This window comes from Micromonospora sp. NPDC006431 (assembly GCF_042870725.1).
Classification (GTDB): domain Bacteria; phylum Actinomycetota; class Actinomycetes; order Mycobacteriales; family Micromonosporaceae; genus Micromonospora.
In genome coordinates this window covers 1-23,942 of sequence record NZ_JBIAHQ010000040.1, presented here as the reverse complement: position 1 = coordinate 23,942, position 23,942 = coordinate 1, and the positions used below count along the sequence as shown (strand labels likewise).

General features: G+C 73.4%; 28 protein-coding genes. 19 read left to right on the top strand and 9 right to left on the bottom strand.

Annotation, left to right across the window (positions count from 1 at the left end):
• The first annotated feature begins 3 nt into the window (after positions 1-3).
• The 10 genes from ACFYM6_RS34105 (at position 4) to argH (ending at position 11,189) form a co-directional block, all read left to right on the top strand.
• Positions 4-1,218: a hypothetical protein gene (locus ACFYM6_RS34105; RefSeq protein WP_387281595.1), complete on the top strand. Its 1,215-nt coding sequence runs from the start codon at positions 4-6 to the stop codon at positions 1,216-1,218.
• Positions 1,219-1,278: 60 nt separating this feature from the next.
• Positions 1,279-2,475, top strand: a complete 1,197-nt coding sequence (locus ACFYM6_RS34100; protein WP_387281594.1) for a low temperature requirement protein A — start codon at positions 1,279-1,281, stop codon at positions 2,473-2,475.
• 86 nt (positions 2,476-2,561) lie between these two features.
• A complete protein-coding gene (argC, locus tag ACFYM6_RS34095; protein WP_387281608.1) occupies positions 2,562-3,563 on the top strand; it encodes an N-acetyl-gamma-glutamyl-phosphate reductase in 1,002 nt (333 codons plus the stop codon).
• The gene (gene argJ, locus ACFYM6_RS34090) at positions 3,560-4,732 is read left to right on the top strand and encodes a bifunctional glutamate N-acetyltransferase/amino-acid acetyltransferase ArgJ (RefSeq protein ID WP_387281593.1); all 1,173 of its coding nucleotides are present in this window, start codon (positions 3,560-3,562) and stop codon (positions 4,730-4,732) included. Before argC ends, argJ begins: the two co-directional genes overlap by 4 nt.
• Complete coding sequence (gene argB / locus ACFYM6_RS34085; RefSeq protein WP_387281592.1) at positions 4,729-5,664, top strand: acetylglutamate kinase; 936 nt, start codon at positions 4,729-4,731, stop codon at positions 5,662-5,664. Before argJ ends, argB begins: the two co-directional genes overlap by 4 nt.
• A 55-nt stretch (positions 5,665-5,719) precedes the next feature.
• Positions 5,720-6,940: an acetylornithine transaminase gene (locus ACFYM6_RS34080; RefSeq protein WP_387281591.1), complete on the top strand. Its 1,221-nt coding sequence runs from the start codon at positions 5,720-5,722 to the stop codon at positions 6,938-6,940.
• On the top strand, positions 6,937-7,866 hold the full coding sequence (gene argF / locus ACFYM6_RS34075; RefSeq protein WP_387281590.1) for an ornithine carbamoyltransferase: 930 nt from the start codon (positions 6,937-6,939) through the stop codon (positions 7,864-7,866). Before ACFYM6_RS34080 ends, argF begins: the two co-directional genes overlap by 4 nt.
• Positions 7,863-8,378 carry an arginine repressor gene (locus tag ACFYM6_RS34070; protein WP_387281589.1) on the top strand — a complete coding sequence of 172 codons (516 nt, stop codon included), beginning with the start codon at positions 7,863-7,865 and terminating at the stop codon, positions 8,376-8,378. Before argF ends, ACFYM6_RS34070 begins: the two co-directional genes overlap by 4 nt.
• Positions 8,375-9,580 (top strand): argininosuccinate synthase, encoded by a 1,206-nt coding sequence (locus ACFYM6_RS34065; protein ID WP_387281588.1) that lies wholly within the window; start codon positions 8,375-8,377, stop codon positions 9,578-9,580. The genes ACFYM6_RS34070 and ACFYM6_RS34065 overlap by 4 nt, the downstream gene beginning before the upstream one ends.
• A gap of 145 nt (positions 9,581-9,725) precedes the next feature.
• Complete coding sequence (gene argH / locus ACFYM6_RS34060; protein ID WP_387281607.1) at positions 9,726-11,189, top strand: argininosuccinate lyase; 1,464 nt, start codon at positions 9,726-9,728, stop codon at positions 11,187-11,189.
• Positions 11,190-11,250: 61 nt separating this feature from the next.
• On the opposite strand, the gene ACFYM6_RS34055 is transcribed toward argH, so the two are convergent.
• Genes ACFYM6_RS34055 through ACFYM6_RS34045 form a run of 3 tightly spaced genes read right to left on the bottom strand, consistent with a single transcriptional unit; the run spans position 11,251 to position 12,238 of the window.
• Positions 11,251-11,370, bottom strand: coding sequence for a DUF397 domain-containing protein (locus ACFYM6_RS34055; RefSeq protein ID WP_387281587.1), 120 nt, complete (start codon positions 11,368-11,370; stop codon positions 11,251-11,253).
• A gap of 14 nt (positions 11,371-11,384) precedes the next feature.
• Positions 11,385-11,744, bottom strand: a complete 360-nt coding sequence (locus ACFYM6_RS34050) for an MmcQ/YjbR family DNA-binding protein (protein ID WP_387281586.1) — start codon at positions 11,742-11,744, stop codon at positions 11,385-11,387.
• A gap of 59 nt (positions 11,745-11,803) precedes the next feature.
• The gene (locus tag ACFYM6_RS34045; protein WP_387281585.1) at positions 11,804-12,238 is read right to left on the bottom strand and encodes a DNA-binding protein; all 435 of its coding nucleotides are present in this window, start codon (positions 12,236-12,238) and stop codon (positions 11,804-11,806) included.
• Between the two features lie 75 nt (positions 12,239-12,313).
• On the opposite strand from ACFYM6_RS34045, the gene ACFYM6_RS34040 reads away from it, so the two are divergent.
• The 5 genes from ACFYM6_RS34040 (at position 12,314) to ACFYM6_RS34020 (ending at position 16,424) form a co-directional block, all read left to right on the top strand.
• Positions 12,314-12,943: a DNA-3-methyladenine glycosylase gene (locus tag ACFYM6_RS34040; protein WP_387281584.1), complete on the top strand. Its 630-nt coding sequence runs from the start codon at positions 12,314-12,316 to the stop codon at positions 12,941-12,943.
• A 189-nt stretch (positions 12,944-13,132) separates the two neighbouring features.
• A complete protein-coding gene (locus ACFYM6_RS34035) occupies positions 13,133-14,215 on the top strand; it encodes a WD40/YVTN/BNR-like repeat-containing protein (protein WP_387281583.1) in 1,083 nt (360 codons plus the stop codon).
• The gene (locus tag ACFYM6_RS34030) at positions 14,216-14,491 is read left to right on the top strand and encodes a ubiquitin-like small modifier protein 1 (protein WP_387281582.1); all 276 of its coding nucleotides are present in this window, start codon (positions 14,216-14,218) and stop codon (positions 14,489-14,491) included. It begins immediately after the preceding gene.
• A gap of 170 nt (positions 14,492-14,661) precedes the next feature.
• Positions 14,662-15,801 carry an LLM class flavin-dependent oxidoreductase gene (locus ACFYM6_RS34025; RefSeq protein WP_387281581.1) on the top strand — a complete coding sequence of 380 codons (1,140 nt, stop codon included), beginning with the start codon at positions 14,662-14,664 and terminating at the stop codon, positions 15,799-15,801.
• Complete coding sequence (locus ACFYM6_RS34020; protein WP_387281580.1) at positions 15,798-16,424, top strand: FMN reductase; 627 nt, start codon at positions 15,798-15,800, stop codon at positions 16,422-16,424. Before ACFYM6_RS34025 ends, ACFYM6_RS34020 begins: the two co-directional genes overlap by 4 nt.
• A gap of 21 nt (positions 16,425-16,445) precedes the next feature.
• Here the strand turns inward: ACFYM6_RS34020 and ACFYM6_RS34015 are convergent, their stop codons facing one another.
• Positions 16,446-17,333 (bottom strand): universal stress protein, encoded by an 888-nt coding sequence (locus tag ACFYM6_RS34015; RefSeq protein ID WP_387281579.1) that lies wholly within the window; start codon positions 17,331-17,333, stop codon positions 16,446-16,448.
• Between the two features lie 221 nt (positions 17,334-17,554).
• On the opposite strand from ACFYM6_RS34015, the gene ACFYM6_RS34010 reads away from it, so the two are divergent.
• Positions 17,555-17,941 (top strand): cyclic nucleotide-binding domain-containing protein, encoded by a 387-nt coding sequence (locus ACFYM6_RS34010; protein WP_387281578.1) that lies wholly within the window; start codon positions 17,555-17,557, stop codon positions 17,939-17,941.
• Here the strand turns inward: ACFYM6_RS34010 and ACFYM6_RS34005 are convergent.
• A complete protein-coding gene (locus ACFYM6_RS34005; RefSeq protein ID WP_357442796.1) occupies positions 17,914-18,198 on the bottom strand; it encodes a hypothetical protein in 285 nt (94 codons plus the stop codon). The genes ACFYM6_RS34010 and ACFYM6_RS34005 overlap by 28 nt on opposite strands.
• 132 nt (positions 18,199-18,330) lie before the next feature.
• Between ACFYM6_RS34005 and ACFYM6_RS34000 the strand changes: the two genes are divergently transcribed.
• Positions 18,331-18,834 carry a GNAT family N-acetyltransferase gene (locus tag ACFYM6_RS34000; RefSeq protein WP_387281577.1) on the top strand — a complete coding sequence of 168 codons (504 nt, stop codon included), beginning with the start codon at positions 18,331-18,333 and terminating at the stop codon, positions 18,832-18,834.
• A gap of 10 nt (positions 18,835-18,844) precedes the next feature.
• The gene (locus ACFYM6_RS33995) at positions 18,845-19,486 is read left to right on the top strand and encodes a hypothetical protein (RefSeq protein ID WP_387281576.1); all 642 of its coding nucleotides are present in this window, start codon (positions 18,845-18,847) and stop codon (positions 19,484-19,486) included.
• A gap of 90 nt (positions 19,487-19,576) precedes the next feature.
• Here the strand turns inward: ACFYM6_RS33995 and ACFYM6_RS33990 are convergent, their stop codons facing one another.
• The 4 genes from ACFYM6_RS33990 to ACFYM6_RS33975 all read right to left on the bottom strand — a co-directional run bounded on the left by ACFYM6_RS33990 (position 19,577) and on the right by ACFYM6_RS33975 (position 22,008).
• Complete coding sequence (locus tag ACFYM6_RS33990; protein WP_387281575.1) at positions 19,577-19,906, bottom strand: PRC-barrel domain containing protein; 330 nt, start codon at positions 19,904-19,906, stop codon at positions 19,577-19,579.
• Positions 19,893-20,273, bottom strand: coding sequence for a hypothetical protein (locus tag ACFYM6_RS33985; RefSeq protein WP_387281574.1), 381 nt, complete (start codon positions 20,271-20,273; stop codon positions 19,893-19,895). The genes ACFYM6_RS33990 and ACFYM6_RS33985 overlap by 14 nt, the downstream gene beginning before the upstream one ends.
• Positions 20,270-21,496 carry an NRAMP family divalent metal transporter gene (locus ACFYM6_RS33980; RefSeq protein ID WP_387281573.1) on the bottom strand — a complete coding sequence of 409 codons (1,227 nt, stop codon included), beginning with the start codon at positions 21,494-21,496 and terminating at the stop codon, positions 20,270-20,272. The genes ACFYM6_RS33985 and ACFYM6_RS33980 overlap by 4 nt, the downstream gene beginning before the upstream one ends.
• A gap of 128 nt (positions 21,497-21,624) precedes the next feature.
• Complete coding sequence (locus ACFYM6_RS33975; RefSeq protein ID WP_387281606.1) at positions 21,625-22,008, bottom strand: PaaI family thioesterase; 384 nt, start codon at positions 22,006-22,008, stop codon at positions 21,625-21,627.
• A gap of 105 nt (positions 22,009-22,113) precedes the next feature.
• Between ACFYM6_RS33975 and tyrS the strand changes: the two genes are divergently transcribed.
• The gene (gene tyrS, locus ACFYM6_RS33970; RefSeq protein WP_387281572.1) at positions 22,114-23,397 is read left to right on the top strand and encodes a tyrosine--tRNA ligase; all 1,284 of its coding nucleotides are present in this window, start codon (positions 22,114-22,116) and stop codon (positions 23,395-23,397) included.
• The last annotated feature ends 545 nt before the right edge of the window (positions 23,398-23,942 follow it).

Below are 23,942 nucleotides of genomic sequence, written 5' to 3'. Positions count from 1 at the left end.
ACGGTGGACGCGACTTGGACCCGGCCCCGGCTGCGGGCCGGGATCGTGCTCGGCGCGGGCCAGTGGCGGGGGGAGAAGCTCGTCCACCACGTCAAGGACCCGGAGACCGGCTGGTACTACCGGGTAGGGCCGCGCGAGCACTTCCTGCTGTCCCGGATGGACGGCACCCGGACGCTCGACGACCTGGCCACCGAGTACGCCGCCGTGTTCCGGCGGCGGCTCGGGCCGGAGAACTGGCAGCAGCTCTTCGGCATGCTGCACAAGCGGCAACTGCTCGACGGCGCCACCGATCCGGAGGCTGTCGCCCGGCTCACCGCGGCGGCCGCCGAGGGCGCGGCCACGACCCGGCGCGGCCCGCTGTCGGCCCGTTGGCCGCTGTACGACCCGGACCGGTTCTTCGACCGGCTGCTGCCCCGGCTGGCGCCGCTGTTCACCTGGTGGTTCGTGCTGCCGGCGCTGTTGGTCGTGCTGGCGGTCGCCGGGTACGTGGCGCTGCACCTGCCGGCGCTGCTCGACGTGGTCGCCCGGGGCGACCGCCCGCTCCCCGCGATCCTGGCCGCCGTGGTGATCACCTGGGTGATCGTCTTCCTGCACGAGTGCGCCCACGGGCTGACCTGCCGGCACTTCGGCGGGCGCGGCACCGAGATCGGGGTGATGTGGCGCTTCCCGCTGCTGGCCCCGTACTGCAAGGTCGACGACATCGTGCTGTTCACCCCGCGCCGGCGGGTGGCGACCGCGTTCGCCGGCGTGTTCGTCAGCATGCTGGCCCTGGTGCCGTTCGCCGCCATCCGGCTCTGGGGTGCGCCGGGTGCGCTCTACGACCTGGCCGGCACGATGCTGCTCTTCGGCACCGCGACCGCCGCGCTCAACCTGGTGCCCTTCCTCCGGCTCGACGGCTACTACATGCTCAGCCACGCGCTGAACCTCGGCGACCTGCGGACCGACAGCTACCGGTTCTACGGCCGGCTGCTGCGCCAGGGCCCGGGCGCGGTCCGTGGCTACCGCCCCCGGGACCGGGTGGCGTACGCCCTCTACGGTCTCGCCTCCCTGGCGTTCGCGGTGACGGTGCTGACGTTGCTGGTGCGCTACTGGTACGTCTCGCTGGCCGGCTGGGTGGGCCCCGGGTGGGCCGTCGCCATCCTGGTCGCGGAGGCGGTGCTGCTGATGGCCCTGGCCGCCCGCCTCGCCCGCCGGCGCACCCGGAATCCCTCGACCTGACGCTCCCCTGCGCGATGGCGTGGAATACTGCCCAAAAGGGGAAAAGTAGGGCAGATCTGTATGGTCGTGCGAGGTGGGGCGGCTGAGCTGCCGGGGAGCCGCCAGCCCCCACAGCGGGCCGGCTTCGTCGAACTGCTCTTCGACGTGGTGCTGGTCTTCGCCCTCACCCGTCTCTCCGACCGCCTGGTCCACCAGCTGGACTGGCACGGCTTCTACTCGGCGCTGGTGCTCACCCTGGCCATCTGGTGGCTCTGGTACCGGATGGCCTGGACGGCCAACCGGTACGACCCCACCCGTCCGATGATCCAGGTCATGGTCATCGTGACCATGCTCGGCGCCCTGTTGATGGGCGCCGCGCTGCCGGCGGCGTTCGAGGCTTACGGGGCCGTCTTCGCGGGGGTCTACGTCGCCGTCGAGGTTGTCCGGCATCTCTGGCTCGTGCTGTTCGGCGGGGACGGTTACGCGCGGGGGGTCAGCGTCCGGATCCTCTTCTGGGCATGCATCTCGGCGGTCCCGTGGCTCGCCGGGATCTTCGCCCACGGCGACATCCGGCTGGTCTGGTGGACCGTGGCGGTCCTCATCGACTACGTCGGCGGGCTGCTCGACTTCCCGACCCCCTGGCTGGGCCGCGCGGGACTGCGCGGTCAGCCGATCGCCGAGGAGCACCTGACGGAGCGCTACCGGCAGGTGCTCATCATCGCCTTCGGGGAAACCATCCTGACCTCCGGCATCCAGATCAGCCCGTACGGCTTCCAGCGCGAGCGGACGGCCGCGCTGCTGGTGGCGTTCGTGATCACCGTGCTTCTCTGGCAGATCTACTACTACCGGGCGGGCGAGTTGCTCCCCGCCGCCATCGCGTCGTCCCGGGCCCCGGCCTATGTCGGTGAGCTCGCGTCGTACGCGCACCTGATCATGGTGGTCGGCGTCGCGGTCGGCGCCGTGGGGGACCGGCTGATCATCGCGGAACCCTTCGGCGAGACCAAGCCGTCGCGGTTCCTGGTCATCCTCGGCGGCCCGGCGCTGTTCCTGGTCGGCCGGGCGATGCTCGACTACGCCGCCTTCAGTCGCGTCTCCTGGTCGCGGCTGGTCGGGCTCGCGCTGCTCGCGGTCCTGGTCCCGGTGGCGCACGCGGTGCCACCGCTGCTGGTGGCCCTGGCCGCGGCCCTGGTGCTGGTCGGCGTCGCCACCGCCAACGTGATCTCCTGGCGGCTGTACCCGAGGGAGGCGGCGCCGCCCGACGTGCCGCCGAGGGTCTGACGGCAGGTTCATGCAGTCGCCTGTATGAACTTGCAGCCCATCGCCGAGCCTGCTAGCCTGAAATGCATAGTCATGCGGAGGTGAGTATGGGTATCCGGGTCGCGGTCGCCGGGGCGAGTGGGTACGCCGGTGGTGAGCTGCTGCGTCTGCTCGCCGGGCACCCCGAGCTCGACCTCGTCGCGGCCACCGCCCACTCGCAGGCCGGCCAGCCCGTCGCCGCCGTACACCCGCAGCTCGCCGGGCTGGACCTGGTGCTCGGGGCGACCGAGCCGGCCACCCTGGCCGACGCGGACCTGGTCTTCCTGGCCCTGCCGCACGGCCAGTCGGCGGCCCTCGCCGCGGCGCTCCCCGCCACCGTCAAGGTGGTCGACCTCGGCGCCGACCACCGGCTGCGTGACGCGGACGCCTGGTCCCGCTACTACGGCGGCCCGCACGCCGGGGCCTGGACCTACGGGCTGCCGGAGCTGCCCGGCCAGCGGGCCGCGATCGCCGCGGCGACCCGGGTGGCCAGCACCGGCTGCTACGCGGTGGCCACCACTCTCGCCCTCGCCCCGCTGATCGCCGCCGGCGCGGTCCACCCCGCCGACGTGGTGGTGGTCGCCGCCTCCGGCACCTCCGGCGCCGGCCGGGCCGCCAAGGCCCACCTGCTCGGCAGCGAGGTGATGGGCGACCTGTCGCCCTACAAGGTCGGCGCCCACCAGCACGTGCCGGAGATCAAGCAGGCCACCGGGGCGACCAGCCTCTCCTTCACCCCGGTGCTCGCCCCCATGCCCCGGGGCATCCTCGCCACGGTCACCGCCGTCCCGACCGGCGGCGCCGACCCGCGCGCGGTGCTGGCGCGGGCGTACGCGGACGCGCCCTTCGTGCACGTGCTGCCCGAGGGGGCGTGGCCGCACACCGCCGCCACCGCCGGCTCGAACTCGTGCCACCTCCAGGCCACCGTCGACGTCGACTCCGGCCGGGTGATCGTGGTCAGCGCCATCGACAACCTGGGCAAGGGCGCGGCCGGCCAGGCCGTGCAGAACGCCAACCTGATGCTCGGCCTCCCCGAGACCACCGGACTCCCCGTCTTCGGAGTAGCCCCATGACCGTCACCACCCCCCGGGGCTTCCGGGCCGCCGGTGTCGCCGCCGGCCTCAAGGCCAGCGGCGCCGGCGACGTCGCCCTGGTCCTCAACGACGGCCCCGACGCCGGGGTGGCCGCCGTCTTCACCGCCAACCGGGTCAAGGCCGCCCCGGTGCTCTGGACCCAGCAGGTCGTCCGGGGCGGCGTGGTCCGCGCCGTCGTGCTCAACTCCGGCGGGGCGAACGCCTGCACCGGCCCGGCCGGCTTCCAGGACACCCACGCCACCGCCGAGCACACCGCCACCGCGCTCACCGCCAGCAGCCCCCGGCTGATGCTCGGCGCCGGTGAAGTCGCCGTCTGCTCGACCGGCCTGATCGGCGAGCGGCTCCCGATGGACAAACTCCTGCCCGGCGTCCGCGCCGCGGTCCGCGGGCTGTCCCGCGAGGGCGGCCAGCCGGCCGCCGAGGCGATCATGACGACCGACACCCGGCCCAAGACCACCGTGGCCGGCGGCAGCGGCTGGACCGTCGGCGGCATGGCAAAGGGCGCCGGCATGCTCGCCCCGGCGATGGCCACCATGCTCTGCGTGCTCACCACCGACGCGGTGGCCGGGCCGGAGACCCTCGACGCCGCGCTGCGGGCCGCCACCCGGGTCACCTTCGACCGGATCGACTCGGACGGCTGCATGAGCACCAACGACACGGTGCTACTGCTGGCCAGCGGTGCGTCCGGGATCGCGCCCACCGAGGCGGAGCTGACCGCCGCGGTCACCGCCGCCTGCCACGACCTGGCCCAGCAGCTCATCGCCGACGCCGAGGGTGCCACCAAGCAGATCGCCATCGACGTGGTCGGCGCCGCCACCGAGGAGGACGCGGTCGAGGTCGGCCGGTCGGTGGCCCGGAACAACCTGGTCAAGACCGCGCTGTTCGGCAACGACCCGAACTGGGGTCGGATCCTCGCCGCGGTCGGCACCACCGCCGCTGCGTTCGAGCCGGACGGGGTGGACGTCGCGGTCAACGGGGTGTGGGTGTGCCGGAGCGGTGCGGCCGCCGAGGACCGCGCCAAGGTCGACCTCACCGGCCGGGACGTCACCATCCGGATCGACCTGCACGCCGGCGAGGCCGCCGCGACGATCTGGACCAACGACCTGTCGCACGCGTACGTGCACGAGAACTCGGCGTACTCCACATGAGCCTCACCGCGGACCTCACCCGGGCCCAGGCCAAGGCCGAGACGCTGATCGAGGCCCTGCCCTGGCTGGCCCGCTTCTCCGGCGCCACCGTCGTGGTCAAGTACGGCGGCAACGCCATGGTCGACCCCGAGTTGCAGCGTGCCTTCGCCGCCGACATGGTCTTCCTCCGGTACGCCGGCCTCAAGCCGGTCGTCGTGCACGGCGGCGGGCCGCAGATCTCCGCCATGCTCGGCCGGCTCGGCATCGCCAGCGAGTTCAAGGGCGGCCTGCGGGTCACCACCCCCGAGGCGATGGACGTCGTGCGGATGGTCCTCGTGGGGCAGGTCGGCCGGGAGCTGGTCGGCCTGATCAACGCGCACGGCCCGTTCGCGGTCGGCCTCTCCGGCGAGGACGCCGGGCTGTTCACCGCGGTGCGCCGCCCGGCGTACGTGGACGGGGAGCCGGTCGACGTCGGCCAGGTCGGCGACGTGGAGTCGGTGGACGTGTCGGCGGTCGCCGACCTCATCGCGGCCGGCCGGATCCCGGTGATCTCCACGGTCGCGCCGGACGCCGACGGTGTGCTGCACAACCTCAACGCCGACACCGCCGCCGCCGCGCTGGCGGTCGCCCTGGACGCCCGCAAGCTGGTCGTGCTCACCGACGTCGCCGGCCTCTACGCCGACTGGCCGGACACGTCCAGCCTGGTCAGCGAGATCAGCACCGACGAGCTGGCGAAGCTGCTGCCGTCCCTGGAGTCGGGGATGGTCCCGAAGATGGAGGCCTGCCTGCGGGCGGTGGGCGGAGGAGTGCCGGCCGCGCACGTCGTCGACGGCCGGGTCGCCCACTCCACGCTGCTCGAGGTCTTCACCTCAGAAGGTTTCGGCACGATGGTCGTGAGCGCGAGGAGCGAGCTTGCGAGCCCCGCAGTCGCGAACGAAAGGGGAGCCCGGTGAGCGCGAGGAGTGAGCTTGCGAGCCCCGCAGTCGCGAACAAGGAAGGCACGGTCGGATGAGCATGCTGGTGGAGCGCTGGAGCGCGGCCATGATGGACAACTACGGCACCCCGCCGCTCGCGCTCGTCTCCGGCTCCGGCGCCGTCGTGGTCGACGAGGCCGGCCGGGAGTACGTCGACCTGCTCGGCGGCATCGCGGTCAACGCCCTCGGCCATGCCCACCCGGCCGTGGTGGCCGCCGTGTCCAAGCAGGTCGCCACCCTCGGGCACGTCTCCAACCTGTTCGTCGCCGAGCCGCCGGTCGCCCTCGCCGAGCTGCTGCTGGCCCTCGCCGGCCGGCCCGGACGGGTGTTCTTCGCCAACTCCGGAGCCGAGGCGAACGAGGCCGCGTTCAAGCTCTCCCGGCTCACCGGGCGCACCCACGTGGTCGCCACCCAGGGCGGCTTCCACGGCCGGACCATGGGCGCCCTGGCGCTCACCGGCCAGCCGGCCAAGGCCGACCCCTTCCGCCCGCTTCCCGGTGACGTCACCCACGTGCCGTACGGCGACGCCGCGGCCCTGGCGGCCGCCGTAACCGACGCCACCGCCATGGTGATCATCGAGCCGATCCAGGGCGAGAACGGCGTCGTCGTCCCGCCGCCCGGCTACCTGGCCGAGGCGCGGCGGATCACCGCCGCCCACGGCGCACTGCTGGTGCTCGACGAGGTGCAGACCGGCGTCGGCCGCACCGGGCACTGGTTCGCCCACCAGGCCGAGGGCGTCGAGCCGGACCTGGTCACGCTCGCCAAGGGACTCGGCGGGGGCCTGCCCATCGGCGCCTGCCTGGCCTTCGGCCGGGCCGCCGAGCTGCTCGGCCCCGGCTCACACGGCACCACCTTCGGCGGCAACCCGGTCAGCTGCGCGGCCGCCCTCGCGGTGATCTCGACGATCGCCAGCGAGGGGCTGCTCGACCACGTCAAGCGGATCGGGGAGCGGCTACGGCGGGGGATCGAGGCGCTCGGCCACCCGCTCGTCGCCGAGGTACGCGGCGCCGGCCTGCTGCTCGGCGTCGTGCTCGACCAGCCCGTGGCCGGCGCGGTGGCGGCCGCGCTGCGCGACGCCGGCTTCCTGGTCAACCCGGTACAGCCCGGCGTGGTCCGGCTCGCCCCGCCGCTGATCCTCAGCGCCGCGCAGGTCGACGCCTTCCTCGCCGCCCTCCCGGCCGCCCTCGACGCCGCCGCGCCCGCCCCGGCGATCCCCGCCGAGAATGCCCCGACCACGACGGAGGTCCCCGCATGATCCGGCACTTCCTGCGGGACGACGACCTCTCGCCCGCCGAGCAGTCGGCCGTGCTCGACCTCGCGGCCCGGATGAAGGCGGACCGCTTCGGCCACCAGCCCCTCGCCGGGCCGCGGTCGGTGGCGGTGCTCTTCGACAAGCAGAGCCTGCGCACCCGGTTCTCGTTCGACGTGGGCATCGCCGAGCTGGGCGGCCACCCACTCGTGGTGGACACCCAGGTCACCCACTTCGGGCGGGGCGAGACCCTGGCCGACGCCGGTCGGGTGCTCTCCCGCTACGTGGCCGCGATCGTGCTGCGGACCCACGGCGACGACCGGATCGCCGAGGTCGCCGCGCACGCCACCGTGCCGGTGGTCAACGCGCTCACCGACGCGTACCACCCCTGCCAGCTCCTCGCCGACCTGCTCACCGTCCGCGAGCGGTTCGGCGCCACCGCCGGACGGACCCTCGCGTACGTCGGGGACGCGGCGAACAACATGGCGCATTCCTATCTGCTGGCCGGGGCGACCGCCGGGATGCACGTCCGGATCGCCGGGCCGGCCGGGTTCCAGCCCGACCCCGAGGTGGTCGCCCGGGCCGAGAAGATCGCCGCCGGCACCGGCGGATCGGTCCGCGCGCTCACCGACCCGGTCGAGGCGGTCCGCGCCGCCGACGTGATCGCCACCGACACCTGGACCTCGATGGGTCAGGAGTCCGACGGCCTCGACCGGACCACCCCGTTCCTGCCGTACCAGGTCAACGACGCGCTGCTCGGCCACGCCGCGGCCGACGTCATCGTGCTGCACTGCCTGCCCGCCCACCGGGGCGAGGAGATCACCGACGAGGTGCTCGACGGGCCGCGCAGCGCCGTCTTCGACCAGGCGGAGAATCGCCTGCACGCCCAGAAGGCGCTGCTGACGTTTCTCCTGGAGGCATCAACCCCATGACCGCCCCGCTGACCCGCGCCGCCCGGCACGCCCGCATCGTCGAGCTGATCCGCGACCGGGCCATCCACTCGCAGACCGAGCTGGCCGACCTGCTCGCCGGCGGCGGCATCCAGGTCACCCAGGCCACCCTCTCCCGGGACCTCAAGGAGTTGGGGGCGGTCACCGCGCGCGGCGGCGACGGGCGGGGCGTCTACCTGATCCCGGAGGACGGTCACCGGCCGCTGCGCGAGGCCGAGGCCGCCCCGGCCCGGCTCGTCCGGCTGCTGCGCGAGCTGCTCAACGGGGTCGACGCCAGCGGCAACATCGCCGTGCTGCGCACCCCGCCGGGCGCAGCCCACTATCTGGCCAGCGCGTTGGACCGAGCGGGCCTGCCCGAGGTCGTCGGCACCATCGCCGGCGACGACACCATCCTCGTCGTGGCCCGCGAGGCCGTCGGCGGCGCCGCGTTGGGCGACAAGCTCGCCGCGTGGGCCCGCCGGGAAGACAACGTTGAAGGGAGCACCACACCATGACCGAGCGGGTCGTCCTGGCGTACTCCGGGGGTCTCGACACCTCCGTCGCCATCCCGTACCTGGCCGAGCAGACCGGCGCCGAGGTGATCGCGGTAGCGGTCGACGTCGGCCAGGGCGGCGAGGACATGAACGTCATCCGGCAGCGGGCGCTGGACTGCGGCGCCGCCGAGTCCGAGGTGGTCGACGCGCGCGACGAGTTCGCCGCCGAGTACTGCCTGCCGGCCATCCGCGCCAACGCCCTCTACATGGACCGCTACCCGCTGGTCTCCGCGCTGTCCCGGCCGCTGATCGTCAAGCAACTGGTGGCCGCGGCGAAGAAGCACGGCGGCACCATCGTGTCGCACGGCTGCACCGGCAAGGGCAACGACCAGGTCCGCTTCGAGGTCGGCCTCGGCGCGCTCGCCCCCGACCTGAAGATCATCGCCCCGGCCCGGGACTTCGCCTGGACCCGGGACAAGGCGATCGCCTTCGCCGAGGAGAAGGGGCTGCCGATCGACGTGTCGGCCAAGTCGCCGTACTCCATCGACCAGAACCTGTGGGGCCGCGCGGTCGAGACCGGCTTCCTGGAGGACATCTGGAACGGCCCGATCGAGGACCTCTACTCCTACACCTCCGACCCCAGCGAGCTGCGGGACGCCGACGAGGTCGTCATCACCTTCGACGCCGGCGTACCGGTCGCCATCGACGGCGAGACCGTCACCCCGTACCAGGCGATCCTGGAGCTCAACCGGCGGGCCGGCGCCCAGGGCGTCGGCCGGCTGGACATGGTCGAGGACCGGCTGGTCGGCATCAAGAGCCGCGAGGTGTACGAGGCGCCCGGCGCGATCGCCCTGATCACCGCCCACCAGGAGTTGGAGAACGTCACCGTCGAGCGGGACCTGGCCCGGTTCAAGCGCGGGGTCGACCAGCGCTGGGGCGAGCTGGTCTACGACGGCCTCTGGTTCTCGCCGCTGAAGAACGCCCTCGACGCGTTCATCGACGACGCCCAGCAGCACGTCTCCGGCGAGGTGCGGCTCACCCTGCACGGCGGTCGGGCCACCGTCACCGGCCGGCGCTCCGAGGCCAGCCTGTACGACTTCGGCATGGCCACCTACGACACCGGCGACACCTTCGACCAGTCCCTCGCGAAGGGCTTCGTGCAGCTGTGGGGCCTGCCCAGCCGGATGGCCGCCGCGCGGGACGCCCGGCTGGGTGGCGCCTGATCGTGGGCGCGACCGCGAGGAGTGAACGAGCGCAGCGAGTGAGCCCCGCAGTCGGGAAGCGGGAGGTGAGCCTTGCGAGCGCGAGGAGTGAACGAGCGCAGCGAGTGAGCCCCGCAGTCGGGAGCGGAAGGTGAGCACTGCAATGATGGGTGGGGTGGACGACAAGAGCCTGACCGAGAACAGCGCCGCCACCAACCGGACGAGCCTCTGGGGAGGCCGGTTCGCCGGCGGCCCCTCCGAGGCGCTCGCGCGGCTGTCGGTGAGCGTCCAGTTCGACTGGCGCCTCGCCCCGTACGACATCGCCGGCTCCCGGGCGCACGCCCGGGTCCTGGCCGGCGCCGGCCTGCTCGACCCCGAGGAACTGGGCAAGATGCTGGCCGCGCTGGACGACCTGGAGGCCGCCTGCGCCTCCGGGGCGTTCCGTCCGACCGTCGACGACGAGGACGTGCACACCGCCCTGGAGCGCGGCCTGCTGGAGCGGCTCGGCAGCCTCGGCGGCAAGCTGCGCGCCGGCCGGTCCCGCAACGACCAGGTCGCCACCGACCTGCGGCTCTACCTGCGCGATCACGCCCGGGGCGTGGCCGCCCGCCTGGTCGAGCTGGCCGAGGCGCTGGTCGAGCAGGCCGGGCGGCACGTGGACACCGCCGCCCCCGGCATGACCCACCTCCAGCACGCCCAGCCCGTCACCTTCGGGCACTGGCTGCTCGCCCACGTGCAGCCGCTGCTGCGCGACCTGGAGCGGCTGCGCGACTGGGACCACCGGGCGGCGATCAGCCCGCTCGGCGCGGGCGCGCTCGCCGGCTCGGGCCTGCCGCTGGACCCGGTGGCGGTCTCCAAGGAGCTGGGCTTCCGCACGTCCTTCGCCAACTCGATGGACGCGGTCGCCGACCGGGACTTCGTCGCCGAGTTCCTCTTCGTCACCGCGATGATCGGCGTGCACCTGTCCCGCCTCGGCGAGGAGGTGGTGCTCTGGACGTCGCACGAGTTTGGCTGGGTGGAGCTGGACGACGCATTCGCCACCGGTTCGTCGATCATGCCGCAGAAGAAGAACGCGGACATCGCCGAGCTGGCCCGGGGCAAGTCCGGCCGGCTGGTCGGCGGCCTGATGAGCGTGCTCACCATGCTCAAGGGCCTGCCGATGACCTACGACCGGGACATGCAGGAGGACAAGGAGCCGGCCTTCGACGCGGTCGACACCCTGGAGCTGCTGCTGCCGGCGCTCGCCGGGATGATCTCCACGATGACCGTACGCGTCGACCGCCTGGTCGCCGCCGCGCCGGTCGGCTTCTCCCTTGCCACCGAGGTGGCGGACTGGCTGGTCCGCCGGGGCGTGCCGTTCCGTGACGCGCACGAGATCACCGGCCAGTTGGTGGCGCTCTGCGTGGCCCGGGACTGTGCCCTGGACGAGGTCTCCGACGCCGACCTGGCCGCGGTCAGCCCGCACCTGGACCCGTCGGTGCGGGACGTGCTCTCGGTGCGCTCCGCACTCGCGGCCCGGACCACTCCCGGCTCGACCGGCCCCGGCCCGGTCGCCGACCAGCTCGCCGTCGCCGCGGACAAGCTGGCCGGCTGGCGCGACTGGGCCGCCGAGCAGGTCGTACCCCGCTGACCCCAACGACAGAAAGGAGCAGGCCCTCAGCATGCTGCTGAGGGCCTGCTCCTTCGCTGTATCAGGACTGCTTGGCAAACTCGACGAACGAGCGCCACGTCTGCGGGTCGAAGGCGAGCACCGGACCGGCCGGGTCCTTGCTGTCGCGGACGGCAACCCCGCCCGGCAGGTTGTCGGCCACCTCAACGCAGCGGGTTAATGCGGTCCCGTCGGTCGCTCGCGCTTGGGCAGCTTGGCCACCACCGCGTCGTACGACCCGTCGAGCGCCTCGCGCAGTTCCTCGTCGGGGATGCCGCCGTCGAGCCGCAGCGTGTTCCACCCCGAACGACCGATGTAGGGGGAGGCGCGGGCGTCATCGGGGAACCGGTGCAGCCACTCGTCGGCGACCTCCCGGGACGGGCCGCACTTCAGGCCCACCCGCGCGTCGCCGTCCGGCGAGCCGAGGAAGGCGAAGATCCTGCTGCCGACCTTGACCACCTCGTCGCCCTCCCACGGCTGGTCCAGCCAGGCGCCCGGCTTCGCCAGGCAGTACGCCCGCATCTCGTCGCGCGTCATCGCGTCCTCGTCCCGTCCACCCGGGCAGTCTCGCCGGTCCCTGTGACAGCTTCCGCCGGTCAGTCGGCGGTGCCGGTGCGTACCGTGATCCGGTCGTAGCGCTGCCGGGCCGCCTGGGCGCTGCCCAGCCCGAGCCCGAAGGCGATCGCCTGCCAGGTCAGACCCCGGCCGCGGGCCACCTGCACCAGCCCCGCCTCGAGCGCGTCCACCTCCGCCCGCACGTGCGGGACCAGGGTCAGCGCGGCCATCAGGTCCGCCTGGTCGACCGGCTCCTCGCCGGGCTCCAGCTCCGCGCCGCCGGCGAGGGCCATCACCAGCGTGGCCGCCTCGTACGCGTCCGGCACGTCGGGGTGTGCGTACCGCCGGCGGCGGGCATTGGTGCCGGCATGGCGCTCGGCGATCCGCAGCAGCGCGGCGTAGTTGCGGTGCGCGCGGGCCTGGGCCGCGTCCGGAGCGGTGAACGGGTCGTTGTCCAGCGTGGGCATGGGTTCCATGACACACCCTTGAACAGCATCTTGTCAACGGCCTATTGAAAAGATCGCCAGCGCCCCACCGGCTATCGTCGACCCATGACCAGTGCCGAGCCCGCCACCACCGCAGCCGACCTGGCCGACCTGCTGGCCGGGCCGGTCGTGCCGGCCGCCCGCGGGCTGCTCGGCTGCCTGCTCACCGCCGGCGGGGTCACCGTCCGGATCACCGAGGTCGAGGCGTACGCCGGCACCGCCGGGGACCCGGCCTCGCACGCGCACCGGGGCCGCACCAAGCGCAACGCGGTGATGTTCGGCCCGTCCGGGCGGGCGTACATCTACTTCACCTACGGGATGCACTGGTGCATGAACGTGGTCACGGGCCCGGACGGGGAGGCCTCGGCGGTGCTGCTGCGCGCCGGCGATGTGGTCGACGGGCTGGCCGCGGCCCGGTCGCGGCGCCCTGCCGTACGCCGGGACGTGGACCTGGCCCGCGGGCCCGCCCGGCTCTGCGCGGCGCTCGGCATCGACGGCGCGGTCTACGGCGTCGACCTGCTCGGCGACGGCCCGGTACGGCTGCGGCCCGCGGCGGCGCCGGTGCCGGCGGCGGCGATCGCGGCCGGCCCCCGGGTCGGGGTGACCGGGGCGCACGACGTGCCCTGGCGGTTCTGGATCGCCGGCGACCCGACGGTGAGCGCCTACCGCCGCCACGTGCCCCGCACCCGTCGCTGAGGCCGGCGGCTGCCGGGCGGAGCGCTCGGACGGCGGTGCGGGCTGGCCACCGGCCCGGTGAAGCGGCATTCTGTCGGACGGGATGACCATAATCACGACGCCAGGTCCCGCCCGCCCGCGTCGTACGCCTCTGGCCGGGTGCCGCCCGGACCCGGCAGCCACCCGCTCGGCACGGATCGGAGGACCGGCATGGCGACACTGCTCGCAATCGGCACCGGCAAGGGGCTTTTCCTCGCCACCAGCACCGATCGACGCGCCTGGGAGGTGACCGGCCCGCACTTCCCGATGACCGGCGTCTACGCGGTCGCCATCGACAAACGCACCGGCCGGCCCCGCCTGCTCGCCGGGATGACCAGCTCGCACTTCGGGCCGAGCGTGGCGACCAGCGACGACCTCGGCGCCTCCTGGCAGGAGCCCGACCAGGCGCCGGTGGCCTTCCCGGCCGACACCGGCGCCAGCCTGGGCCGGGTCTGGCAGCTCACTCCGGCGGGCGCCGACCAGCCCGACGTGGTCTGGGCCGGTGCCGAGCCGTCCGCGCTGTTCCGCTCGGACGACGGCGGGCGCAGCTTCCAGCTCGTCCGGGCGCTCTGGGACCATCCGCACCGCGAGTCCTGGGCCGCCGGCTTCGGTGGCCAGGCGATCCACAGCGTGCTGCCGCATCCGCGGGATCCGGCCCGGATGGCGGTGGCCATGTCCACCGGCGGGGTCTACCGCACCGAGGACGCCGGGGCGAGCTGGACGCCCGGTAACAGCGGCATCCGGGCCTACTTCCTGCCGGACGAGTGGCCCGAGTTCGGGCAGTGCGTCCACAAGATCGCCCGGGACGCCGGCAACCCGGACCGGCTCTACGCGCAGAACCATCACGGCGTCTACCGCTCCGACGACGACGGGCGCACCTGGAGCTCGATCGCCGCCGGTCTGCCCAGCGACTTCGGCTTCCCGATGGTCGCCCACCCGTCGCGCCCCGGCACGGTCTACGTCTTCCCGCTTGTCGCCGACGGGGAGCGCTTCCCGGTCGACCACCGCTGCCGGGTCTACCGCTCCACCGACGCGGGCGACAAGTGGGAGCCGCTCTCGGTCGGGCTGCCCGAGGGGCCGTTCTACCCGTCGGTGCTGCGTGACGCGATGTGCGCCGACGACGCCGACCCGGCCGGGGTCTACTTCGGCACCCGCTCCGGCGAGGTCTACGCCAGCCCGGACGAGGGTGACTCCTGGTCCCTGGTCGCCGCCCACCTGCCGGACGTGCTCTGCGTCCGGGCCGCGGAGGTGTGAGTGGTCACCGTGCTGCTGCCCGGCCCGCTGCGCGGCGAGGCGGGCGGCGCGAGCCGGCTGACCGTCGCCGCCACCGGCACGCTGCGGGCCGTCCTCGACGAGCTCGACGGCGCCTGGCCGCGGCTGGGCCGCCGGATCCGCGACGAGCGCGGCGAGCTGCGCCGCTACGTCAACGTCTACGTCGACGGCGAGGACTGCCGGCACGCCGGCGGGCTGGACACCCCGGTCGGCGACGGCGCGGAGGTGCAGGTGCTCCCCTCCGTGGCCGGCGGCTGACGGGGCTGCGCGCCGCAGTCCGGAGCGACGCCGGCGGGCCGCAACCGGCCGGTGGGTGGTGACCTGGGCCACGCCGCCCACGACCCATGACGGAATAGTTGACTCGTCAAATATGTTGTGGGGTGCGATCCGGGCCGCACAGGCCCGGGCGTCACGCGAGGAGCTGGATCATGCAGTTCGGAGTCTTCACCGTCGGCGACGTCACGGTCGACCCGACCAACGGGCGGCTGCCGTCCGAGCGTGAGCGGATCAAGGCCATGGTGGCCATCGCGCTCAAGGCCGAGGAGGTCGGGCTCGACGTCTTCGCCACCGGCGAGCACCACAACCCGCCGTTCGTGCCCTCGTCGCCGACCACCATGCTCGGCTACCTCGCCGCCCGGACCGAGCGGCTGCTGCTCTCCACCTCGACCACGCTGATCACCACCAACGACCCGGTGAAGATCGCCGAGGACTACGCGATGCTCCAGCACCTGGCCGACGGCCGGGTGGACCTGATGCTGGGGCGCGGCAACACCGGCCCGGTCTACCCGTGGTTCGGGCAGGACATCCGCAACGGCATCCCCCTCGCCATCGAGAACTACGACCTGCTGCACCGGCTGTGGCGTGAGGACGTGGTCGACTGGAAGGGCCGGTTCCGCACCCCGCTGCAGTCGTTCACCGCCACCCCGCGCCCGCTCGACGGGGTGCCGCCGTTCGTCTGGCACGGCTCGATCCGCAGCCCCGAGATCGCCGAGCAGGCGGCCTACTACGGCGACGGTTTCTTCGCCAACCACATCTTCTGGCCCAAGGAGCACACCCAGCGGATGATCAGGCTCTACCGGCAACGCTTCGAGCACTACGGCCACGGCTCCGCCGACCAGGCCATCGTCGGCCTCGGCGGGCAGGTGTTCATGCGGAAGAACTCCCAGGACGCCGTCCGCGAGTTCCGGCCGTACTTCGACAACGCCCCGGTCTACGGGCACGGGCCGTCGCTGGAGGAGTTCACCCGGGAGACCCCGCTGACCGTGGGCAGCCCGCAGCAGGTCATCGACCGCACGCTCGGCTTCCGCGAGTACGTCGGCGACTACCAGCGTCAGCTCTTCCTGATGGACCACGCCGGGCTGCCCCTGAAGACTGTCCTGGAACAGCTCGACCTCCTCGGCGAGGAGGTCGTCCCGGTGCTGCGCAAGGAGTTCGACTCGCTGCGACCGGTGCACGTGCCGGAGGCGCCCACCCACGCCTCGCTGCTGGCCACGGCGGACAGCGCCAAGGACAACACCGTGCACGCCGTCGACGACGTGACCGGCAAGGCGCCCGAGGCGGCCCGATGACCCGGCGCACCCTGGCGGTGGTCTCCGCCGGCCTCGGCCAGCCCTCCTCGACCCGGCTCCTCGCCGACCAGCTCGCCGCGGCCGCCCGCGACGAGCTGGTCCGGCGCGGCGCCGAGGTGGAGATCCGCCCGATCGAGCTGCGCGAGCATGCCCACGACGTGGTGAACCACCTGCTCACCGGCTTCCCGTCGGCCGCCCTGCGGGAGGCGCTGGACACCGTGGCCGGGGCGGACGGCCTGATCGCGGTCACCCCGATCTTCAACGCCTCGTACAACGGGCTGTTCAAGTCGTTCTTCGACGTGGTGGACCGGGACGCCCTGGCCGACCGGCCGGTGCTGATCGGCGCCACCGGGGGCACCGCCCGGCACTCGCTCGCCCTGGAGCACGCGGTCCGGCCGATGTTCGCGTACCTGCGGGCGGTGGTGGTGCCGACGGTGGTCTACGCGGCGCCGGAGGACTGGTCCGGCGAGAGCGCCGACGGTGCCCTGCGGGCCCGCATCCGGCGGGCCGGGGTCGAGCTGGCGGAGCAGGTGGACCGCCGCCCGGTCGCGACCGGCCCGGCCGACCCGTTCGCCCTCACCACCAACTTCGAGGACCTGCTCGCCGGCCGCGACTCGGTCTGACCGGCCCGTCCCCGGCGGTCCTCACTCCGCCCGCTCGTACGGATGGGCCACCAGCACCGGGCAGTGCGCGTGCTGCACCAGCGCCTGGCTGACCGACCCGAGCAGCAGTCCGGCGAAGCCGCCGCGGCCCCGCGACCCGACCACCACCAGCGCCGCCTCCCCGCTCGCCTCGATCAGGGCCTGCTCGGGGGAGGCGGCCCGGACCGGCCGCTCGACCACGGTCAGCACCGGATGGTCCGCGCGGACCTGGGCCGCCGCCCCGGCCAGCAGCTCGGCCGACTCGGCCTGCCCGGCCGCCGCGGACTCGGCCGCCTGCTCCGGCACCGTACCGGCCCGCTCGGGCGGCCGGACGTGCACCAGCACGAGGTCGTTGTCGCGGCGGTCCGCCTCGTCTGCCGCTAGCCGGACGGCGAGCCCGCCCGACTCGGAGCCGTCCACGCCGACCAGCACCGGCCCGTCGACCGGGATCGGCTGCTCGGCCGGGCGGACCACCAGCACCGGGCAGTGCCCGTGCTGGGCCACCTGGCCGCTGACCGAGCCGAGCAGCAGCCCGGCGAACCCGCCCATCCCCCGGCTGCCCACCACCACCAGGTCGGCCCGGCGGGACTCCTCGACCAGCGTGGCCCCCGGGCCGCCGGCCACCTGGCGTACCTCCACCCGCAGGCCCGGATGCCGGTCGGTCAGGTCGCCGGCCACCTGTTCGAGCATCTTCTGCGCCGCCTCGGTCGGCGCCGGCACGCCGAGGTCGTACGGGTTGAGCGGCACGCCGTAGCCGAGCGGGTGCAGGTAGCCGTGCACCAGGTGCAGCGGCCGGGATCGCTGGACGGCCGCCCGCGCGGCGTGCTCGGCGGCGGTCAGGCTGGTCGGTGATCCGTCGACCCCCACCACGACAGGTCGGTTCATCGGCATCCCTTCGGTCGGCTCAGGCCATTGTCGGCGGCCCGCTCGTCCCCGGACCGCATTTGCCCGGCCACCCCGGCGTCGACGCCTCGGCCCCGAGGTTCGGCCTGCCGGACCGCCATCCGCGTCGGCGGGGGAGGGGCCGGCGCGGACGCGTCCTCCGCGCGCATCCGTTCCTCGCCGGGCTGCCGCCGGAGTGGCTGCCCCCGCTGACCGGTCACGCCCGCCCCGTGGTGTGGCACCCCGGGCACCGGCTGTTCCGCGCCGGGCAGCCGGCGGAGCGGTTCTGGCTGGTCCGCGGCGGCGAGGTGGCGCTGGACTTCCCGGTGCCCGGTCGCGGTGACGTGGGGATCGAGACGATCGGCGCGGGCGGGGTGGTCGGCTGGTCCTGGCTCTTCCCGCCGTACCGATGGCAGTTCGGGGCGGTGGCCGTGCGGCGCAGCCTCGCCGTCGAGTTCCAGGCCGCCGGGGTACGCCGGCTGATGGAGTCGGACGACGCGCTCGGCCGGCAGCTCACGACCTGCTTCATGAGCGTGGTGGTGGACCGGCTGCAGGCCTCCCGGGTCTGCCTGTTGGAGCTGTACGGCTATCAGACGACGCTGCCGCCCACCGGCTGACCGCCGTCGGTCCGCCGCACGACCAGCTCGTCCACCTCCAGCCGGCCGATGCGCAGCTCCTTGATGACCGCCCGGCGGATCGCCAGCCGACCGATCGCCAGCGTGCCGACCGCGACGGCACCGAGCGCCGCCGCGGCGAGCGCCAGCGGCGCGGCCGCCGTCGGGCCCAGGGCCCGCGGGCCGGCCAGCATCGGGCCCGTGACGGAGGCTCTGGGGGTACGCATCGGGAATGCCGGCCGGTGCCGGCAGTGGGTCATCCTCTTCACCCGACGATCCTCCGCTCCCACCCGGCCGTCCGGGGCGGGTCCGGGCGCCGGTCCACCGCCCGGGTGACGTCGCCCGTTCGCCAGCGGTCCGAACCTGTCGGTCGGTCCGCGTATCCTCCGGCGGTGACCAGTGAGGTGCGGCTCCGCCCGGTGCGCGACGACGACCTGCCGGCGTTCTTTCGCCACGAGCAGGATCCGCAGGCCAATTGGATGGCCGCGTTCGGCCCGAAGGACCCAACCGACCGGGCCGCCTTCGACGACCACTGGACGCGCATCCGCGCCGACCCGCGCATCGTCCCCCGGACCGTGACGGTCGACGGGGAGGTGGTCGGGCACGTGGCCGCCTTCCCGGTGGGGGAGCGCACCGAGGTCAGCTACTGGATCGATCCGCGCCGGTGGGGCCGGGGCCACGCCACCGCCGCGCTCGCCGCGCTGCTGCGCGAGCTGCCGCAGCGTCCGGTGCACGCCCGCGCCGCCAAGGACAACGCCGCCTCGCTCGCCGTGCTCCGCAAGTGCGGCTTCGTGGTGGTCGGCGAGGACTCCGGGTACGCCAACGGCCGCGGCACCGAGGTCGAGGAGTACGTGCTGGAGCTGCCCGCCGAGGCGGCTGACCAGCGCGACCACTAGTCTCGCCCGGGTGAACTGGCTGGAACTCGTCGGCTGGGCCGGCTCCGCGCTGCTGGTCTGGTCGCTGCTGCAGACGCGCATCCTGCGGCTGCGCGCCCTCAACCTCGTCGGCTGCCTCATCCTGATCGGCTACAACGCCGCCGTGCACGTGTGGCCCATGGTCGGGCTGAACGTGATGCTCGCCGTAATCAACGTGTGGTACCTGCGGAAGCTGCTGGCCACCCGGCACGACGAGCAGACCTACCAGGTGGTCGAGGTGGGCACCGGGGACGCCTTCCTGGCCCACACGCTGCGGGTGCACGCGGCCGACATCGCCCGGTTCAACCCCGCCTTCCGCTGGGACCCGGCCGGCGCCGACCGCTCGGCGTTCCTCGTGGTCCGCGCCGACGAGGTGGTCGGCGTGGTGGTGTCGCACGCCGAGGACGGCGGGGTGGCCCAGATCGACCTCGACTACGTCACCCCGCCGTTCCGCGACTTCACCCCGGGCGAGTTCGTCTACCGGCGCAGCCGCCTCTTCACCGACCGCGGCTTCCGCCGGGTGGTCAGCCCGCCCGGCATGGTCGCCCCGTACTACCACCGGCTCGGCTTCAACCGGGAGGGTGACGCGTACGTGCTGGACCTGCCCGCAGCCCCGGCCGGGCAGCGCGGGTAGCCGGGGGAGCGGAACCGGCGCGCGGCGGAGGATTCGCGGCCCGGTCCGATGGGGCACCGGGCCGCCGCGGCCGGTGCCGGCCGGGCCGCCTCAGCCGGTGTGGTCGGGCGGCCCGGACGGCGCGCCGAACGGGAAGTCCGCGACCGGCGGGAGCAGCTGCACCCGGTCGGCGGGGAACTGGTGGGTGCTCCGGCCGAGGACCCGGGCGGCGGCGCGCAGCAGCCACGGTCCCGACGGGTGCAGCTCCGGCGCGATCAGTCGCCCGACCACCCGGGTCCACCAGTGGCCGGCGACGATCACGTCGGTGATCCGCAGCCGGTCCGGCGGCCAGCCGCCGCGCACCACCACGTCGACCACCCGGCCCAGCCGCCGCCCGTGCAGGTCGTACGCCATCCGGCCGAGCAGCTCACCGGCGCGCATGATCCGCCCCCGGGATCTGGTCGATCACGTGCCGGCGCAGCCAGGACTCCGTGGGGGACGGCGGCAGGTCGGCCGCCCGGCAGCGCAGGCGCACCGCGCTGTCCACCTCGGCGACCTGGGCGAGCGGGATGCGTCGCGGCGGCACCGGCACCTCCTCGGCGAAGCGCTCGGCGATCGACACCAGGAACCGCCCGATCCGGCCGCCGATCCGCTGCCCCAGCACGCCGTGCCCGGAGAGCAGGCAGTCCACGTACGGCACCCCCTCGGCGTCGATCGCGAACGCGATGTCGTCGACCCGGCCGACCAGCCGGCCGTCCCGGTCGACGATCTGCCGGTCGAGCAGCTGCTTGGCGAGCTGGAGCCTCACTGTCCCATCCTCGTGATGATCGCCAACGGGATCGCCGCCACCGACGCGGCGACGATGAGCAGCAGGAACACCACCCCGAGCAGGTTGATCCACCGGCCGTTGACCCGGTCGCCCAGATAGTTGCGGTCGTTCGCCACCACCAGGATCGGCAGGTACGTCAGCGGCAGCACCACCGCGCTGAGCACCAGCATGAACTCGGTGAGCTGCACCGGGTCGATGGTGGTCAGCAGCATCAGCACCCCGAGCAGCACGCTGACCAGCAGCACGGTGTGGAACCGGGCCGCCTCCCGGGGGGTGACCCGCTTGCCCCACTGCCAGCCGAAGTACTGCGCCACCGCGTACGCGGCGGACAGCCCGGTCTCCAGCGCGGCGCCGAAGGTAACCGCGAAGAACGCCAGCACCGCGACCGCCAGCCCGGCCCCGCCCAGCGCGGTCGCCACCGGCCGGGCCACCTGGTCGAGGCTGTCCAGCGCCGTCCCGGACGGGTGGTACGCCACGGCCGCGACGGCGAGCAGCGACAGCGCCAGGAATCCGCCGACCGGGAAGCCGATCAGCACGCTCGACCGCGCGTCGGCCAGGTCGGCGGCGCTCCATTTCTCCTCCACCCCGCCGGAGGAGAAGAAGAACACCTCGTACGGGCTGACCGTGGAGGCGAACAGCGCCACCGCCACGAACCAGTACACCGACCAGCCCGCCCCGGCGGAGCTGACGTACAGCGCCTCGTGGCCGAGGCGCACCCAGTCGGTGGGCAGGGCGAACAGTGCTACCGCGAACACCAGCAGCGCCAACCCGGCCAGCCCGAACACCCGCTCCATCAGCGCGAAGCGCATCCGCCACAGCACCAGCCAGACCGCGACCGCGGCCACCGGCACCCAGAGCAGGTAGCTGAGCCCGGTCGCCAGTTGCAGCGCCAGGGCCACCCCGCCCAGCTCCGCGGCGAGGGTGACCACCGTGACCAGGTAGGAGGCGACCAGGTTGAGCAGCGCCACCCGCGGCCCCAGCCGCTCCCGGACCAGGTCGAACACGGCCCGGCCGCTCACCGCCGCGATCCGGCCGGACATCTCGGCGTACGCGCAGATGCCCAGCACCCCGACGAGCAGCACCCACGCGTGGGCCATGCCGAACCGGGCGCCGGCCTGGCTCGCCGCCACCAGGTCGCCGATGTCGACGAAGCCGCCGATGGCGGACAGGACGCCGAGGGTGGCGGCGAGGAGCTTCCTCACGTCGGGTCGGGAGCGGGTGGTCTCATCGACGCGACGATATCGGCGTCAACTATCTCTTTTAGGGTGAATCGGCCAGGCCGTCGCCCGCGCCGGCTCCGGTAGCGCCGTCGCCGGGCACCCGTCCGGGGTCAGGCGGCGGTGAGATTCTGCAGGCGTACCTGGCCACGCGCGACCAACCGGCCGTCCCCGTCGGTGATCTCCACCAGCCAGAGCTGCTGGCTCTGGCCCCGGTGGATCGGGGTGCCCACCGCGGTCAGCTCGCCGTCCCGCACCGCGCGCAGGAAGTCCGTCTGGTTGGACACGCCCACCACCTGGCCCTTGTCGCCCAGCCAGAGCGCGCCGCCGATGCTGGCCGCCGTCTCCACCACCGAGCAGTAGACCCCGCCGTGCTGGATCCCGTACGGCTGGTGCAGCTCCGGGCGGACCTGCCAGCGGATCACCACCCGGTCCCCGCTGACCTCGTCGAACTTCAGGCCCAGCAGGGCCACGAAGCCCCCGGTCAGGTCCGGCATCTCCACGGCAGCCCTCCTCGCCCTCGATGGAGCGCCAGCCTAATCGCCCCGCCGTGGGCAAACCCGGTACGGGTCCGGGCCGGTGATGGGGGAGAATCGGTAGCCGTGACCGACAGCAACCTCCCGCCGGGGCGGGATTCCCTGACCGAAGACCTGCAGTGGCGGGGCCTGATCCAGGACTCGACCGGCCTCGACGAGCTGCGCGACCTGCTCGACGGCGGGACGGCCACCTTCTATGTGGGCTTCGATCCGACCGCGCCCAGCCTGCACGTCGGCCACCTCATGCAGGTCATCACCGCGCGCCGGCTCCAGCTCGCCGGGCACCGGCCGCTGCTGCTGGTCGGCGGCGCCACCGGCCAGATCGGCGACCCGAAGGAGACCGCCGAGCGCACCCTCAACCCGCCCGAGGTGGTGGCGGGCTGGGTCCAGCGCATCCACGACCAGCTCGCCCCGTTCGTCTCGTACACCGGGGAGAACGCGGCCCGACTGGTCAACAACCTGGACTGGACCGGCGAGATGTCGGTGGTCGAGTTCCTCCGGGACGTCGGCAAGCACTTCCCGGTGAACAAGATGTTGGCCCGCGAGGTGGTCAAGGCCCGGCTGGAGACCGGCATCAGCTTCACCGAGTTCAGTTACCAGCTGCTGCAGGCCAACGACTTCTTCGAGCTGCACCGCCGGCACGGCTGCCAGCTCCAGTACGGCGGCTCGGACCAGTGGGGCAACATCACCGCGGGGGTCGATTACATCCGTCGGCGGGGCGCCGGGCCGGTGGAGGCCTTCACCACGCCGCTGGTCACCAGGTCGGACGGCACCAAGTTCGGCAAGACCGAGGGCGGCTCCGTATGGCTCGACCCGGAGATGACCAGCCCCTACGCCTTCTACCAGTTCTGGGTCAACGCCGACGACCGGGACGTCGTCCGCTACCTGCGCTACTTCAGCTTCCGCTCGCGGGAGGAGTTGGAGGAGCTGGAGAAGGCGACCGCGGAACGGCCCCAGGCCCGCCTGGCCCAGCGGGCGCTCGCCGAGGAGCTGACCGCGCTGGTGCATGGCGAGCGGGAGATGGCCCAGGCGGTCGCCGCCAGCCAGGCGCTCTTCGGCCGCGGTTCGCTCGAGGAGCTGACCTCGGCGACCCTGCGCGCCGCGTTGACCGAGGCCGGCTTGGTCCACCTGGCCGAGCTGCCGGACGTCGCCGGCCTGCTCAAGGAGTCCGGGCTGGTGCCGAGCATGAAGGAGGCGCGCCGGGTGATCGCCGAAGGCGGCGCGTACGTCAACAACACCCGGGTGACGGACGTCGACGCGACCGTGTCGGCGGACGATCTCCTGCACGGGCGGTACCTGGTGCTGCGCCGCGGCAAGCGTTCCTTCGCCGGGGTTGAGCTGCGCAAATAGTCGTATCTCGACAATGTGACGCGGGACGCGCCCAGCGGATTTGACGATCAAACCGCTGGGCGCGTAACTTTCTCTCTGCCAGCGCGGAACGGACGAAACAGGGCGAAAGCCCAAAAGGCCGGAGCGCGGGAATGGCCGCCAGGATCGGATGGTTCTCTCCGTCTGACCCTGGGCCCGGGTGGTGCCCCGGATCCGCCGCGAGGCGGATTTGGCGAGGCGGAACCGACCGGGTAACGTTATCGGCCGGCAGGGACACGGACGAGCAAGCGGGAGACCGCAGCGGCCGTCCTGCCGAAATCCACGAGGCGCCCGGCGCAAGTCGGTCGAATCGCGGTGCCCGGCAAAAGGGTGGATGCACGACGAACCGCCAGACAGCGGTTTGACACGGCAGAAACCACCGGGTAACGTAGTAAAAGTGCCCGGCGCGAGAGTGGCGGTCGCGGTGAACGGAATGCCCCGGATGGTGGCTCTGCGGATGTGGGGTTGCTGGATGGTGTGTGGTTGTTCTTTGAGAACTCAACAGGGTGCTTGATAAGCCAGTGCCA

Excerpts from the sequence above, each read along its gene's own strand:
- ACFYM6_RS34100 (WP_387281594.1), top strand. The coding sequence starts at position 1,279 with ATGGTCGTGCGAGGTGGGGCGGCTGAGCTGCCGGGGAGCCGCCAGCCC.
- argC (WP_387281608.1), top strand. The coding sequence starts at position 2,562 with ATGGGTATCCGGGTCGCGGTCGCCGGGGCGAGTGGGTACGCCGGTGGT.
- argJ (WP_387281593.1), top strand. The coding sequence starts at position 3,560 with ATGACCGTCACCACCCCCCGGGGCTTCCGGGCCGCCGGTGTCGCCGCC.
- argB (WP_387281592.1), top strand. The coding sequence starts at position 4,729 with ATGAGCCTCACCGCGGACCTCACCCGGGCCCAGGCCAAGGCCGAGACG.
- ACFYM6_RS34080 (WP_387281591.1), top strand. The coding sequence starts at position 5,720 with ATGAGCATGCTGGTGGAGCGCTGGAGCGCGGCCATGATGGACAACTAC.
- argF (WP_387281590.1), top strand. The coding sequence starts at position 6,937 with ATGATCCGGCACTTCCTGCGGGACGACGACCTCTCGCCCGCCGAGCAG.
- ACFYM6_RS34070 (WP_387281589.1), top strand. The coding sequence starts at position 7,863 with ATGACCGCCCCGCTGACCCGCGCCGCCCGGCACGCCCGCATCGTCGAG.
- ACFYM6_RS34065 (WP_387281588.1), top strand. The coding sequence starts at position 8,375 with ATGACCGAGCGGGTCGTCCTGGCGTACTCCGGGGGTCTCGACACCTCC.
- argH (WP_387281607.1), top strand. The coding sequence starts at position 9,726 with ATGGGTGGGGTGGACGACAAGAGCCTGACCGAGAACAGCGCCGCCACC.
- ACFYM6_RS34050 (WP_387281586.1), bottom strand. The coding sequence starts at position 11,744 with ATGACGCGCGACGAGATGCGGGCGTACTGCCTGGCGAAGCCGGGCGCC.
- ACFYM6_RS34045 (WP_387281585.1), bottom strand. The coding sequence starts at position 12,238 with ATGGAACCCATGCCCACGCTGGACAACGACCCGTTCACCGCTCCGGAC.
- ACFYM6_RS34040 (WP_387281584.1), top strand. The coding sequence starts at position 12,314 with ATGACCAGTGCCGAGCCCGCCACCACCGCAGCCGACCTGGCCGACCTG.
- ACFYM6_RS34035 (WP_387281583.1), top strand. The coding sequence starts at position 13,133 with ATGGCGACACTGCTCGCAATCGGCACCGGCAAGGGGCTTTTCCTCGCC.
- ACFYM6_RS34025 (WP_387281581.1), top strand. The coding sequence starts at position 14,662 with ATGCAGTTCGGAGTCTTCACCGTCGGCGACGTCACGGTCGACCCGACC.
- ACFYM6_RS34020 (WP_387281580.1), top strand. The coding sequence starts at position 15,798 with ATGACCCGGCGCACCCTGGCGGTGGTCTCCGCCGGCCTCGGCCAGCCC.
- ACFYM6_RS34015 (WP_387281579.1), bottom strand. The coding sequence starts at position 17,333 with ATGCCGATGAACCGACCTGTCGTGGTGGGGGTCGACGGATCACCGACC.
- ACFYM6_RS34005 (WP_357442796.1), bottom strand. The coding sequence starts at position 18,198 with ATGACCCACTGCCGGCACCGGCCGGCATTCCCGATGCGTACCCCCAGA.
- ACFYM6_RS33990 (WP_387281575.1), bottom strand. The coding sequence starts at position 19,906 with ATGCGCGCCGGTGAGCTGCTCGGCCGGATGGCGTACGACCTGCACGGG.
- ACFYM6_RS33975 (WP_387281606.1), bottom strand. The coding sequence starts at position 22,008 with ATGCCGGACCTGACCGGGGGCTTCGTGGCCCTGCTGGGCCTGAAGTTC.